Genomic DNA, 13,275 nt, shown 5'->3' with positions numbered 1-13,275 from the left:
AAAGCGGTTTCTCCTACCTCTGCTTCGGGTCGAGCGCGTCGCGCACGGCGTCGCCGAGCATCACGAACGCCAGCACCGTGACCACCAGGAACCCGGCCGGGAACAGCAGCAGGTGCGGCGCGCCCTGGATGTAGCTGCGCGACTCGGCGATCATCACGCCCCAGGACACCACTGGATCACGCAGCCCGATGCCCAGGAACGACAGCGTCGCCTCGGCACCGATGAAGCCGCCCAGCGCGATCGTCGAGTACACCAGGACAGGCGCCAGGCAGTTCGGCAGCATGTGGCGCACGATGATCCGCGGCGCACTGGCGCCGAGCGCCCTCGCTGCCTTCACGTAGTCCTGTTGCTTGGCCGAGATCGCCGCCGCGCGCATGATCCGCATCGAGATCGGCCAGGACAGCACCGCGATCGTCAGCACCACCTGGGTGACGATCCGCGCCCCGCTGGGCACGGTGACCTCCGCGTTGAAGGTGGTCAGGATGACGATCGCGCCGAGCACGAACGGCAAGCCCAGGAAGATCTCGGAGAACCGGGAGCACAGGTTGTCGAACCAGCCGCCGAAGTAACCGGCCATGATGCCGACCGTGCCGCCGAGCAGCACTGTCAGGATCGTCGCCAGCAAGCCGACGGTGATCGACGCCCGGGTGCCGTAGATGGCGCGCGCGTAGATGTCGCGGCCGAGGTTGTCGTAGCCGAAGGGAGCCCCGGCCGACGGCGCCTGCCGGGACTTGGCCAGATCCTGGAAGGCCGGGTCGACCGAGGTGAACACGCTCGGGAAGGCAGCGATGAACAGCAGCACCAGGATGATCACCGAGGCGACGATGAACAGCGGGCGGCTGCGCAGTTCCCGCCACGCATCTCCCCACAGACCGCGGGGCTTCTCGTTCCTGCCCCCGGCCGGTCCGGCTGTCTCCACATGTGCCGCGTCCGCGTCGGTCAGGTCCGTGACGAGGCTGGATGCGCTTTGGTCAGTCATATCGGATCCTCGGGTCGAGAACCGCGTAGAGAATGTCCACGAGCAGGTTCATCAGCAGGTAGACCAGCACCAGCACGGTGACGATGCCGGTAACCGTGGTGCCTTCCTTGGTCAGGATCGCCCTGAAGACCAAGCCCCCGATGCCGCGGATGTTGAACACGCCCTCGGTGACGATGGCGCCGCCCATCAAGGTGCCGAGGTCGGTGCCCAGGAACGTGATCACCGGGATCAGCGAGTTCCGCAGCAGGTGCACGCCGACGACCCGCCTGGGCTCCAGGCCCTTGGCGACCGCGGTCCGCACGAAGTCGGCGCGACGGTTCTCCATCATGCTGGTCCGGGTCAGCCGGGCCACGTACGCCATCGACAGCGAGCCGAGCACGAATCCCGGCACGATCAGCTCCCCGATCGATGGGTTCGAGCTCACCGTTGGCCTGATGATGCCGAGTTCGCTGCCCAGCACGATCTGCAGGATGAAACCGGTGACGAACACCGGCAGCGAGATCAGGAACAGCGTCGACACCAGGACCAGGTTGTCCAGGAAGCCGCGACCGCGCAGGCCGGTCAGGATGCCAGCGGCCAGGCCGATGACGCCCTCGATGATCAGCGCGACGAGGGCCAACTTGATCGTGATCGGGTAGGCGTTCTCCATCAGCGTGCTGATCGGGATACCCGCGTACGTTTCCCCGAAATCACCCGTTAGGAGCTTTCCGAGGTATTTGAAGTACTGAACGATCAGGGGGTCGTCCAGGTTGTACTTCTCGTGCATTTCGGCGATGTAGGCGGGCGGGCAGCCCCGGTCACCGCACTTTCCCGCGAACGGGTCACCCGGGATCGCCCAGACCAGCAAGTAGATGATCAGGGTGGTCCCGATGAACACCGGGATCAGTTGCAGCAACCGCCGCAACACGTAGCGACCCATTCGGGCCTCCTCATCACAGCCAGCGCAGGGCCCGGCCCGCCTGATCGAGACGGGCCGGGCACCGGTTCGGTTTTACGGGTTCAGGCGCACCGTCGTCAGGTCAAGTTCACGGTAAGCCTTGACCTCACCTTGAGCGATCCGCTCCGAGAAGCCGTACTGCACGGGCTGCGTCCACAGCGGGACGATCGGCAGGTCGTCGGCGAGCAGCTTCTCCGCGTCGGCGTAGGCGGCGGTGGCCGCCTCGACGGTGGGAGCCGCGTTCGCCCGGTCGAGGGCCGCATCGAACGCGGGGTTGCTGTACTTGTAGTCGTTCGACGACGCGTTCGTGCGGTAGAGCTGCGTCAGGAAGGTCTCGATGTTCGGGTAGTCGGCCTTCCAACCGGTCCGGAACAGGCCGCTGAACTGGAACGCGTTCGCCTTCTGCCGGAACTCGCCGAACGTCGGGGTCGGGACGAACTGCGTCTCGATGCCGAGGTTCTGCTTGATGCTCGCGGCCACGGCCTGCGCCCACTCGTTGTGGCCGCCGTCGCCGTTGGTCTCCACGGTCAGCACGCCCTGGAACCCACCGGCCTGCTGCAGGTACTGCTTGGCCTTCTCCGGGTTGAACTCGCATGCCTCACCGCACTGGTTCGGGCGGTAGCCGTCGACCGCCGGGGTGGCGAAGCCGTCGGCGGGGTCGCGGCCCCCGGCGAACACCTGCTGCGTGATCGTCTTGCGGTCGATCGACATCGAGATCGCTTTGCGCAGCAAGGGGTTCTTGAACTTCGGATCGTAGATCGGGAAGCCCATGTTCTGGGTCAGCAGACCTGGCTTCTGCTTGGCGCGGTCGCCGAGGTCCTGCTTCCACTTGTCGCCGACCAGCGCGGAGACCGGGATGGCCCGCAGGAAGTCCAGGTTGCCCGAGATCAGGTCCTGGTAGGCGGCGTCGAGCTGGTCGTAGACCTTGAAGACGGCGCCCCGGATCGTCGGCTTGTCAGTGCCCGCGTACTGGTCGTAGGCGCTGATCCGAAGTTCCTGGTTCGGGATGCGGGAGTCGAACTTGAACGGCCCGTTGCCGATCGGGTGCTCCTCGAACGCCTTCGGGTCCCGGAAGAACGAGTCCGGCAGCGGCATGTAGGCCGAGTAGCCGAGGACGACCGGGAAGATCGTGAACGGCGCCTTCAGCCGGACCGTGAAGGTGTTGTCGTCGACCACGTTCAGCCCGGCCAGCTTGTCCGCGGCTGGGGGTGGCGCCTGAAGCGGGCCGTCGTCGCCGTCCGGGTCTTCGGACTGCATCGCGTCGTAGCCGTCGATCTGCTCGAAGAAGCTCGCGCCTTGGAAGCCGTGCGGACCGTACGCGGAGTAGTTCCAGGCGTCCACGAAGTTCTTGGCCTTGACCGGGGTCCCGTCGTGGAACGTCCAGCCCGGCTTCAGCTTGATCGTGTAGTTCTGGTGGTCGGTGCTCTCGATCGACTCCGCGACCGCGTTCTCCACCTTGAGGTCACTAGCCCGGTAGTTCACCAGTCCGGTGAACAGGGCGTTGACGACGAAACCACCGTTTTCCTCGGTGGTGTTGGCTGGGACCAGAGGGTTCTCCGGCTCACCCCAGTCGAGGGTGACGATGCCGTCCTCTCCCGAGCCGCTGCCGCCCCCGCCGCAGCCGGTGGCGATCATCGCCACGGCCAGCGGGGCCGCGATCAAAGCGGCCAAACGTCCCTTTCGCATGTAGGTCCTCCCGCTTCCACGTGTGCCCCAGAGGGTTTTTGATTTCCGGGGTCATCACGCGCGGCGGTTCATTCACCGCCGCGTCAGACGAGCGTAAACATAGGTGAGAACCGCCTTGCGGCGATGCACTGTCACAAAGCCGTCACTTTCTGACTCGATCCAGATCTCGAACCATCCAGAAAATGGGCTAGCGGTCCACATACTGAGAACTAGCTGATAGACAAGGCTATACCGTCGAGTATGTCGTGCTCACTGACGGTCATCGCGGAAATGCCCGCGCGCTCCTCCAATTCTTCTGCCAGCACCTTCACCACCAGCGCGCCACCGCCGATCACATCCACTCGGCCCGGATGCAAGGAGCCGATCGAGGCACGTTCGTCATGCCCCATTCGGAGCAAGTCCGCGGCGATCTGCCCGATTCGGGTCTGGGAAATATGGGAAAGATGAATTGCGACCGGGTCGTATTCGGGTAGTTCCTGCGCGATGGCGGACAGCGTGGTCACCGTGCCCGCCACCCCGACCCAGGTGCGCGCTGCCGCGCAGTCCACCGCGGCGAACGCGTCGTCGAGGATCTGCCGGGTCACCTTCTCGGCCTCCCGGACCTCGTCGTCGGTGGGCGGATCGCTGCGCAGGCAGCGCTCGGTCAGGCGCACGCAGCCGATGTCGGCGGAGTACGCGGCGGTGATGTCGGCGCTGGCACCGTCCCAAGTGCCCACCACCAGCTCGGTGGAACCGCCGCCGATGTCGGTGACCACGAACGGCCCATCCGCCGGGTCGAGGTCGCCGACCGCGCCGGTGAACGACAGCCGGGCCTCTTCGTCACCGGTGATCACCTCGGCTTCGACCCCGATGGTGTCCCGGACCATGGCGAAGAAGTCCTCGCGGTTGGACGCGTCCCGAGTGGCCGAGGTGGCCACCATGCGGATCCGCTCGACGCCCTTGCGACGGGCGATCGCGGCGTAGTCGACCAGCGCGACCCTGGTGCGCTCCAGGGCTTCCTCGGCGAGCCGCCCGGTGGCGTCGACGCCTTGGCCGAGCCGGACGATCCGCATCTCCCGGTGCACATCACGCAGGTCGCGCCGACCGTCGTCGTGCACTGTCACATCTGCTACCAGCAAGCGGATCGAGTTCGTCCCGCAGTCGATCGCCGCGACCCGTGGCATCTGCGTCCTCCTCGCGCTCGACGGGTGTGCACCCACATCCAACGCTAGCGGCTCGGGCCAGCGCCCCGAAGTTCACCCGAACTGACGGGCGTTGGGTCGCCCGATGTCGTGGATCTTCCGGTGATCGCGGCTTCGCTCAGCTGTCAACGCACCACCCGATCCGGAGCAGCTGGCACGACGGTCGTGACGGTTCACAGCGGGCGGTAGTCGGCAGGAACGGTGCAGGGGCCGAGCGCACCCGCGGTGCCAGTTTCGACGAAAACGACCTGGCCGGGGACAGCGGCGGCCGGGTCGGCCGCGCCCGGTTCGAGGCTCGTCCCCGGCGGCTGTTCCGCGGTGGCGAACTCGCCGCTGGTGAGCACCCCTGGATCGCAGGCGTTCGACGGTATCGGGTCGGACGGCGGCGCCGGTGGCACGAGGCTTTCGGACGGGGGCACGGTCCCGCCCGGCGCGGGTGGCGGCGCCGAGGTTCCCGGCGGCGGTGCGCCGGGCTGGCTCGGTTCCGGCGGAATGCCCGGTTGACTCGCTCCGGGCGGGGCGCTGGTCGCCGGTGGCGGCGTTCCGGGTTGCGTCGTCGAGCCGGGCGCAGTCGAGTTCGGCGGCGTTTCGGGCGGTATCGGGCTGGGCGGCGTGGTCAGCTCGGGCGGTGCGACATCCGGCGGTGTCGGCTGCGGGATGGTCGGCGGGTCGACGCTGATCGGCGGTGCCGGACGCGACGGCGCCGGTGGTGGCCCAGCCGGGGCGGGTCGGGCTGGTTGCGGTGTCGGCACGGGAGCCGGTGGTGGCGCTGCCGGTGGCAGGGCCAGCACCGCTGGACCGTTCGGCAGACGTTCGCCCGCGAGCACGTCATCAACCGCTGGAGACAACTCCGACGGCGTCGGCGTCACGCCCTTCGCGTACGCAGCCGCCCAGATCAGCACGGTCCGCACGTAGCTGTCCGAGTGGTTGTAGTTGAACACCGCCGCCGCGAGATCTCGCGGATCGCGCAGATCGCCGCCCCCGCCGCAGAGGTACTGCCCGGCCGCGACGCTGGCGTCGTGGATGTTGTGCGGGCTGGCAACCCCGTCTTCGTTGCCATCGACGGCGAACATTCGCCAGGTCGACGGGATGAACTGCATCGGCCCGACCGCCCGGTCCCACACCGGGTCGCCGTCGAAGCGGCCCCCGTCGGTGTCCGAGATCGCGGCGACGTCCGGCCCGCCCGACAGCCGCGGGCCGAGGATCGCCCGCACCGTCGTACCCACCACGTCAACGCTGCCGGAGCGAGCGTGCTCGGACTCGATCCGGCCGATCGACGCCAGCACCGACCAGTGCAGTCCGCAGCCCCGATCGGCCTTGTCCACCAAGTCCGCGGCCCGGACGTACGCGGCCAGCACCGGCTTCGGAATACCCAGCGGTCCCCGCGGCAATGCCACCTGCGGCCCAGCGCCGGTGGCCAGCTGCCCCGGATCGGCCGCCCGGTTCAACAACTCGGGGCTGAGCTGCGGGTTCCGCGGCAGCTGCCCGGTCACCCCGAGCTGGCGCGGATCAGGATGTTGGCCAGTCGGTTTCAGCGGCCCCGCCTGGAACGAACTCGACGCGCCCGCCAAAGTGGCCGGTAGCAGCAGCACCGGCGCCATCGCGGTCACAGCGGCCCACTTCCGCGCTGTTCGCCGCGCCGCTGAGCCGAATCGCCGAGCTGTCTGCCACCCATGCTTGCCGTGGCGCTTCTTGCCAGCCGTCACTGCTGCATCCCCCACGCAGACCTGAACAGCACCGGAAAAACGAGACGGATTCCTGGATACACCACCGGTTCGAGGAACGCCGGACGGCGAGCCGACACATCACCCGTCTGACTGGTGTGGGCTCGGCCGACCAGTCCGGTTGCGCCGGTCGAGTGGATCAATAGGCCGAACGTCCGCTGTTCAGGTGGGATTTGCGCCTACCCTCCGAACATGACGCTCATCGATGAGCCACCGGTGTTCAGCACCCACCGGGTGGCCAATCAGCCGCCCCCGCTGGACGGTTTCGATCCGCTGGCCTGCGACCCGGCGCTGGGCGCCGCGCTCACCCGCTACGCCGTCGGCGACCTCACGGCGCTCGCGCTGGAGGCTGGTTCCGCGCAGGCTCGCGAGCACGGTCGGTTGGCCAACGAGCACCCGCCGCGGCTGCGCACCCACGACCGCTACGGCAACCGGATCGACGAGGTCGAATTCCACCCGTCCTGGCACCGGCTGATGTCCCGGGCGATCGACCACGGCCTGCACGCGGCACCGTGGACGCAGGGGCCGGGCGCGCACCTGCGCCGGGCCGCCGGTTTCTACCTGTGGTCGCAGGTCGAGGCGGGGCACACCTGTCCGATCTCCATGACCTACGCCGCCGTGCCCGCGCTGCGCTACGCGCCGACGCTGGCCAGCCAGTACGAGCCGAAACTCGCCGCATCGGCCTACGAGTTCGGGCTGCGCCCGCCGACGGAGAAGTCGGCGCTGCTGGCGGGCATGTCGATGACCGAGAAGCAGGGCGGCTCGGACGTGCGCGCCAACACCACCGCGGCCGAACCGCTGGCCGACGGCACCTACCGGATCGTCGGGCACAAGTGGTTCACCTCGGCGCCGATGAACGACCTGTTCCTGACCCTGGCGCAGGCGCCCGGCGGGCTGAGCTGCTTCCTGGTGCCGCGAGTGCTGCCGGACGGCAGCCGCAACGAGATCCGGTTGCAGCGCCTGAAGGACAAGCTCGGCAACAAGTCCAACGCCTCGGCCGAGATCGAGTACACCGGCGCGCTCGGCCACCTGATCGGCGAAGAAGGCCGCGGGGTCCGCTGCATCATCGAGATGGTGTCGATGACCAGGCTGGACTGCGTCCTCGGCTCAGCGGCCAACATCCGGATCGCACTGTCGGAAGCCGCGCACCACGTGCAGCACCGCAGCGCCTTCGGCCATCGGCTGGCGGACCTGCCGCTGATGCAGAACGTCCTGGCCGACCTGGCGCTGGAATCGGAAGCCGCGACGACGCTGGCGATGCGCCTGGCGGCGGCGGTCGAGCAGGGCGAGCACGAACTGCTGCGACTGGCGCTGCCCGCGGCGAAGTTCTACGTGTGCAAGCGCGCCCCGGCGGTGGTCGCCGAAGCGCTGGAATGCTTGGGCGGCAACGGTTATGTCGAGGACTCCGGACTCCCCCGCCTGTACCGGGAGGCGCCGCTGAGCTCGATCTGGGAAGGCTCGGGCAATGTCACGGCGCTGGACCTGCTGCGAGCACTGGACAAACAACCGTCCACACAGGACGCCCTCGTCGCCGAACTCGACGCCGCCTCCGGCGCCAACGCCGACTACGACGCCGCGCTGCGGCGCCTCCGCGGCGAGCTCGCCGCTCCGGCGCCCGAACGGGCGCGCGGCCTCGCGGAGCTCCTGTCGCTGACGCTCCAGGCGTCGCTGCTGTTCCGCCACGCTCCGACGCAGGTCGCGGAGGCTTTCGCCGCTACGCGGCTCGCCGCGTTCGGCCACACCTTCGGTGCAACGCCGATCCCGGCCGCCCGCGGCCTCCTCGACCGCATCGCTCCGACCCAGTGACCCCTGAACGACACTCCGACGCGGTCCGATTTCCGGCGAACAGGAGACTGCTTCGTCCGGGTTCCCGAGTGCCAGTTCTAGGCACCCGAGCACGGAATTCCTCGACGCGAAAGACGGGTCAGCGGTTGAGGAGGTGGCGGTGTTCCGGCCAACGTTCGGCGATCAGGGCTATCGCCTCGTCGCCGAACGGGTTGACACCCGGCCCCTTGGCCAGGGCGTGGGCTATGTGCACGTGGAGGCACTTCACGCGGTCCGGCATGCCACCGGCGCTCACCTCGGTGCCCAGCGGTTCGAGGGCGTCGCGCTCCGCGAGGTAGGACTCGTGCGCTCGGCGGTACCGCTCGGCCAGGTCCGGGTCCGCGGCCAACCGGTCGGTCATCTCCCGCAGCAGACCCTCGGCCTCGAACGTCGAAGCGTGCGCCACCAGCTGGGGCGCGGTCAGGTAGTACAGCGTCGGGAACGGGGTGCCGTCCTCCAGCCGGGGCTTCGTCTGCACCACGGTTGGATCACCGGCCGCGTCCCGCGCCGCGATGGCGCGCAGCCCGCGCGGTGGCCGACCGAGCTGCCGCCGGATGCACTCCCGATCGGCATCGCTGATCACCGGAGCGGCCGAGTTCACCGTCAAGAATCCTTTCCCATCACCGAATCCCAGAGCTCCTCGTACCACGGCACGCCGTCGTTGGCGGACTCCTCCGGCGGCGGCGGTGCGACCGGCTGGACCGGCACCTCCACGATGTAGGGCGTCTCGCCCGGCCGGACGTAGCCCAGCCGCGCCCGCGCCTCCGCCTCCACCTGCGCGGGGTCGGAAAGCTCCTGCTTGCGCTGCTCCAGCTCTTGGACCTGCCGGGTCAGATCGGCCTGCTGCTGGTCTTGCGCGGCCAGCTCGTTGCGCTGGCTCAGGTAGGTGCGCAGCGGCACCGACACGCTCAGCGCCATCACGCAGACCAGCATGGCCAGGCCCGCCGCCCGGCGCGTCGAGGAGAGCTTGAACGCTCCCCCGGTGCTGGACTTCGGGCGGGACCGGCCCGACGACTGCCGTCCCGGCCGCCTGCCCGAGCTCTTGGTCCCGGCGCCGTCCCGGCGGGCGCGCTCGGACCGGCGCTCCGCCGGGGTTTCGCCCCGGCGGCTGCGCCGCGCTGGATCCGATGCGCGCCCGACCGGCATGGCTCAGCTCTCCGGGGTGAACCGCGGGAAGGTCAGCTCCCCCGCGTAGCGGGCGGCGTCACCGAGGGCCTCCTCGATGCGCAGCAGCTGGTTGTATTTGGCGACGCGCTCGCTGCGGGCCGGGGCACCGGTCTTGATCTGGCCGCAGCCGGTGGCCACGGCCAGGTCGGCGATGGTGGTGTCCTCGGTTTCGCCGGAGCGGTGGCTCATCATGCTCTTGTAGCCGCACGAGGTGGCCAGGCTGACCGCGTCCAGGGTCTCCGACAGCGTGCCGATCTGGTTGACCTTGACCAGCAGCGCGTTGGCCGCACCCCGGCCGATGCCCTCCTCCAGGCGCTCCGGGTTGGTGACGAACAGGTCGTCGCCGACCAGCTGCACCCGCTCGCCGATCTGCTCGGTCAGCTTGGTCCAGCCGTCCCAGTCGTCCTCGGCCAGCGGGTCCTCGATGGACACCAGCGGGTAGGCGCCGAGCAGTTCCTGGTAGTAATCCGCCATCTGGTCGGCGGTGCGCTTGGTGCCCTCGAAGTTGTAGGTGCCGTCGGCGAAGAACTCGGTCGCGGCGACGTCCAGCGCCAGCACGATGTCGCGGCCCAGCTTGTAGCCAGCCTTCTCGACCGCCGAGCCGATCAGGTCCAGCGCTTCGCGGTTGTTCGGCAGGTCGGGGGCGAAACCGCCCTCGTCGCCCAGCCCGGTGGCCAGTCCCTTGGCCTTGAGCACCGACTTCAACGCGTGGTAGGTCTCCGCACCCCAGCGCAGCGCCTCGGAGAAGGTGTCCGCACCGATCGGCGCGATCATGAACTCCTGGATGTCGACGCCGGTGTCGGCGTGCGCACCGCCGTTGAGGATGTTCATCATCGGCACCGGCAGCACGTGCGCGTTCGGCCCACCGACGTAGCGGAACAGCTCCAGTCCGGAGGTCTCGGCGGCGGCCTTGGCCACCGCCAGCGACACGCCGAGGATGGCGTTGGCGCCGAGCCGGGACTTGTCCGGCGTGCCGTCCAGGTCCACCAGCTTCTGGTCGACGACGCGCTGCTCGGTGACGTCCAGGCCGGTCAGTTCCGGACCGATCTCGTCCAGCACCGCCGAGACGGCGTTCTCCACACCCTTGCCGCCGTAGCGAGCGGCGTCACCGTCGCGCAGCTCGACGGCCTCGTGCTCGCCGGTCGAGGCGCCCGAAGGCACCGCGGCGCGGCTGAGCGTGCCGTCCTCCAATGCCACCTCGACCTCGACGGTGGGGTTCCCGCGCGAGTCCAGGATCTCGCGGGCGCCAACCTGCTCGATGATCGCCACGTGTGCTCCTAACCAGCCTTTGTACTAATGGACGAAGCAAGCCGTCCCAGCGTTCCCGACGCGCACCTTCCGGTCGGACGCTCAGGCGACCGCCTACGAGCCTAACCGGGCCGGTAGAAGGGCCGCCGCAGGCTCGCGCGCACCGGTGCGGGGCGGACATTTCGACCCCGACCGGCAAGCAGATGTTCGACGAGTGTTCGCGCCGCGGAGTCTTTGGCCCGGCGCGAAGACCATCCGGACGGACGTCTCGGAACAGCGAATCGACACGTAACGTTGTGCCCGCCATGACGACCGAAGGCACCGTCGAAGCGTTCCGGCGAGCAGAGGAACTGCTCGCGCAACGCCGTCCGCTGGAAGCTATCCGCGTCCTAGAACCCGTGCTCGACGTCGCTGCTGACAAGCCGAGCGTGCAGTTGCTGCTCGGGCGGGCCTACTACTTCTCCGCGCAGCTGCGACGTGCCGAGCGCGCGTTCCTGCGCGTGCTGGAATTCGATCCCTCCGACCACTACGCGCGCCTGGTGCTGGGCCGCACCCTGCAACGCCTGGGCCGGCTGAACGAGGCGCGGGCGCAGATCAGGCTGGCCGCGACGATGCACCCGGCGCCCGCCTACCAGGAAGCGTTGGGCGAGATCAACGCGCACATCGCCACCCGCGGCAGCTGACCCCCTGCATCACTGGTCGTGAGTGGCAGTGGTCGTAATAGCGGCCATTACCGCTCACGAACGTCAGCGGCGACGGTTGCCCGCTTCGGCGTAGGACTCGGCCAGGCCGAAGACCTTCTGGCCGTATTCGACCGAGTTGTTGTACGACATGACACCGGACCACCAGCCCGCGCCGGTGGTCATGTCCCGGCCACCCGCGCAGAGGTAGCGGGCGGCGGCCATCGAGGCGTCGTCCAGGTTCTGCGGATCACCGAGCCCGTCGCCGTCCCCGTCGGTCGCCCACCTCCGCCAAGTCGACGGGATGAACTGCATCGGCCCGACCGCGCGGTCGTGCGCCGTGTCGCCGTCGAGCGCGCCGCCGTCGGTGTCCGGGATCAGCCGGATCCCCTCGGAACCGTCCAGCGGCACCCCGACGATCGGGCTGGACGGCCGGGCGTCCTCGCGCAGCAATCGACGCCCGTAGCGGCCGTGATCGGATTCGATGCGCCCGATCGCCGCCAAGGTCGCCCACGAGATCCGACAGCCCGGCTGGTGCTCGCGCATCGCCAGGTCCGCGTTGACGTATGAGACGATCGCCCGCGCCGGGATGTCCACCACCGCGGAGACCTGGTCGGCCCACTGCCGCACCGGATCGGCGCCGGGGCTGGGCTGCGGGAGCGGCTCCTCGACCGGTGGCGCGATCGAACCGGGCGACACGGGAGCGGGTTGCAGCACCTCTTCCGGCGGCGGCCCGGCCACCGGAGCCGACGGCGGCCTGCCGAAGAGGTTGATCAGTCCGACCCCGCCGACGATCCCGGCCAGCATCGCGACGGCGATCGCGAGCCGCCCGAAGGCGGCGAGCGCGGTCGGCGTGGGCTGGATCACGAAGATCAGGCTACTTGCTGGTATTCCCAGCCTCCAGGGACTGATCCACCGCGTCCCGTTCGGGGCCGCGAGTGCACTGCTGCTGACCAGCCGAAACCCGGATTCTGAAACCTGCGCGGCGCTCAGCCCGCAGCGGGCAGTTCGCGGCTAGTGCGGCCGTAGTAGTCGGCGTAATCCAGCACTTCCTGGCCGTAGCTGCGGCTTTGGTTGTACGTCAGCAGCGCCGACCAGAACCGGTCCGGGTCCCGGAGATCCCCGCCCGCGCTGCACAGGTAGCGGCCAGCGGTGAGCGCCGCGTCGTCGGTGTCCTGCGGATCGGCGACCCCGTCGCCGTCCGCATCGACCTGCCACCGGTGCCAGGTGGTCGGGATGAACTGCAACGGCCCGACCGCCCGGTCCCAGACCTGGTCGCCGTCGAGATCGCCACCGTCGGTGTCGGGGATGCGCCGAACTCCGCCAGTGCCGTCCAGCGGCAGGCCGATGATCGGGCGAGTCGGCCGCCCGGTCTCGTCCAGCCGCGCCCCGCCGTGCCGACCGTGGCTGGACTCCACCTGGCCGATCGCGGCCAACAGCGACCACGTGAGCCCGCACCGCGGCATCGCCGTAGCGATCGACTGCTGCGCGTACCCGTACGCCTGCAGCGCGGCGCGCGGGATGTTGAGCTCGTCGGACATCGACTCGGCCCAGGTGGCGAGTTGCTGCTGTGGCCGGGCATCCGGCGCGACGGGCGGGCCACCGGCCACGAGAAGCTGCACCGGAGGCGGTTCGACGCCGGGCGTGGGTGGCGCGGTCGCCAGCGGCGGGACGAATCCGGCGCCGCCGCGCGACGATGTCGTCAACGGCGTGCAGGAGGCCAGCAAGATGAGCGCAGGGGTCAACAGCAGCCAGAACCTACGCAGCACGAAAATCCTCCCTTTGAGCGCCCGGTTGGACGCGTCGGAGCAACCGCCTCGTCAGCCGATGCACCCGTGATCAGTGTGCG

At 69.2% G+C, this 13,275-nt stretch carries 12 protein-coding genes; 2 read left to right on the top strand and 10 right to left on the bottom strand.

Annotation, left to right across the window (positions count from 1 at the left end; translation table 11 throughout):
- Window positions 1-13: 13 nt before the first annotated feature.
- From MOQ72_RS24970 to MOQ72_RS44635, 5 genes are all read right to left on the bottom strand, one after another.
- Window positions 14-979: an ABC transporter permease gene (locus MOQ72_RS24970; protein ID WP_242188058.1), complete on the bottom strand. Its 966-nt coding sequence runs from the start codon at window positions 977-979 to the stop codon at window positions 14-16.
- The gene (locus MOQ72_RS24965) at window positions 972-1,898 is read right to left on the bottom strand and encodes an ABC transporter permease (protein ID WP_242188057.1); all 927 of its coding nucleotides are present in this window, start codon (window positions 1,896-1,898) and stop codon (window positions 972-974) included. The genes MOQ72_RS24970 and MOQ72_RS24965 overlap by 8 nt, the downstream gene beginning before the upstream one ends.
- Before the next feature lie 72 nt (window positions 1,899-1,970).
- The gene (locus MOQ72_RS24960) at window positions 1,971-3,602 is read right to left on the bottom strand and encodes a peptide ABC transporter substrate-binding protein (protein WP_242188056.1); all 1,632 of its coding nucleotides are present in this window, start codon (window positions 3,600-3,602) and stop codon (window positions 1,971-1,973) included.
- Window positions 3,603-3,811: 209 nt separating this feature from the next.
- A complete protein-coding gene (locus MOQ72_RS24955) occupies window positions 3,812-4,765 on the bottom strand; it encodes a Ppx/GppA phosphatase family protein (protein ID WP_242188055.1) in 954 nt (317 codons plus the stop codon).
- A gap of 191 nt (window positions 4,766-4,956) precedes the next feature.
- Window positions 4,957-6,489: a lytic transglycosylase domain-containing protein gene (locus MOQ72_RS44635; RefSeq protein WP_308197950.1), complete on the bottom strand. Its 1,533-nt coding sequence runs from the start codon at window positions 6,487-6,489 to the stop codon at window positions 4,957-4,959.
- A gap of 210 nt (window positions 6,490-6,699) precedes the next feature.
- Here MOQ72_RS44635 and MOQ72_RS24940 point away from each other — a divergent pair, with 210 nt between their 5' ends.
- Window positions 6,700-8,313, top strand: a complete 1,614-nt coding sequence (locus MOQ72_RS24940; protein WP_242188054.1) for an acyl-CoA dehydrogenase family protein — start codon at window positions 6,700-6,702, stop codon at window positions 8,311-8,313.
- A gap of 118 nt (window positions 8,314-8,431) precedes the next feature.
- On the opposite strand, the gene MOQ72_RS24935 is transcribed toward MOQ72_RS24940, so the two are convergent.
- The 3 genes from MOQ72_RS24935 to eno are packed head-to-tail and all read right to left on the bottom strand — an operon-like array spanning window position 8,432 to window position 10,767.
- A complete protein-coding gene (locus tag MOQ72_RS24935; protein ID WP_242188053.1) occupies window positions 8,432-8,932 on the bottom strand; it encodes a DUF501 domain-containing protein in 501 nt (166 codons plus the stop codon).
- Between the two features lie 2 nt (window positions 8,933-8,934).
- On the bottom strand, window positions 8,935-9,477 hold the full coding sequence (locus tag MOQ72_RS24930) for an FtsB family cell division protein (RefSeq protein WP_242188052.1): 543 nt from the start codon (window positions 9,475-9,477) through the stop codon (window positions 8,935-8,937).
- A 3-nt stretch (window positions 9,478-9,480) separates the two neighbouring features.
- Window positions 9,481-10,767: a phosphopyruvate hydratase gene (gene eno / locus MOQ72_RS24925; protein WP_242188051.1), complete on the bottom strand. Its 1,287-nt coding sequence runs from the start codon at window positions 10,765-10,767 to the stop codon at window positions 9,481-9,483.
- Window positions 10,768-11,051: 284 nt separating this feature from the next.
- On the opposite strand from eno, the gene MOQ72_RS24920 reads away from it, so the two are divergent.
- Window positions 11,052-11,429, top strand: a complete 378-nt coding sequence (locus MOQ72_RS24920) for a tetratricopeptide repeat protein (RefSeq protein WP_242188050.1) — start codon at window positions 11,052-11,054, stop codon at window positions 11,427-11,429.
- 63 nt (window positions 11,430-11,492) lie between these two features.
- Here the strand turns inward: MOQ72_RS24920 and MOQ72_RS24915 are convergent, their stop codons facing one another.
- Together MOQ72_RS24915 and MOQ72_RS24910 are read right to left on the bottom strand one after the other, a co-directional pair.
- Window positions 11,493-12,293 carry a lytic murein transglycosylase gene (locus MOQ72_RS24915; protein WP_242188049.1) on the bottom strand — a complete coding sequence of 267 codons (801 nt, stop codon included), beginning with the start codon at window positions 12,291-12,293 and terminating at the stop codon, window positions 11,493-11,495.
- A 122-nt stretch (window positions 12,294-12,415) separates the two neighbouring features.
- A complete protein-coding gene (locus MOQ72_RS24910; RefSeq protein ID WP_242188048.1) occupies window positions 12,416-13,195 on the bottom strand; it encodes a lytic transglycosylase domain-containing protein in 780 nt (259 codons plus the stop codon).
- Window positions 13,196-13,275: the final 80 nt, after the last annotated feature.

It is taken from the genome of Saccharopolyspora soli, from assembly GCF_022678645.1.
GTDB lineage: Bacteria > Actinomycetota > Actinomycetes > Mycobacteriales > Pseudonocardiaceae > Saccharopolyspora > Saccharopolyspora soli.
The sequence above is the reverse complement of the archived record's forward strand: the minus strand, read 5'-3'. Positions and strand labels throughout refer to the sequence as shown.

Coding starts and splice junctions, on each gene's coding strand:
- MOQ72_RS24970 (WP_242188058.1), bottom strand. CDS start 979: ATGACTGACCAAAGCGCATCCAGCCTCGTCACGGACCTGACCGACGCG.
- MOQ72_RS24965 (WP_242188057.1), bottom strand. CDS start 1,898: ATGGGTCGCTACGTGTTGCGGCGGTTGCTGCAACTGATCCCGGTGTTC.
- MOQ72_RS24960 (WP_242188056.1), bottom strand. CDS start 3,602: ATGCGAAAGGGACGTTTGGCCGCTTTGATCGCGGCCCCGCTGGCCGTG.
- MOQ72_RS24955 (WP_242188055.1), bottom strand. CDS start 4,765: ATGCCACGGGTCGCGGCGATCGACTGCGGGACGAACTCGATCCGCTTG.
- MOQ72_RS24940 (WP_242188054.1), top strand. CDS start 6,700: ATGACGCTCATCGATGAGCCACCGGTGTTCAGCACCCACCGGGTGGCC.
- MOQ72_RS24930 (WP_242188052.1), bottom strand. CDS start 9,477: ATGCCGGTCGGGCGCGCATCGGATCCAGCGCGGCGCAGCCGCCGGGGC.
- MOQ72_RS24920 (WP_242188050.1), top strand. CDS start 11,052: ATGACGACCGAAGGCACCGTCGAAGCGTTCCGGCGAGCAGAGGAACTG.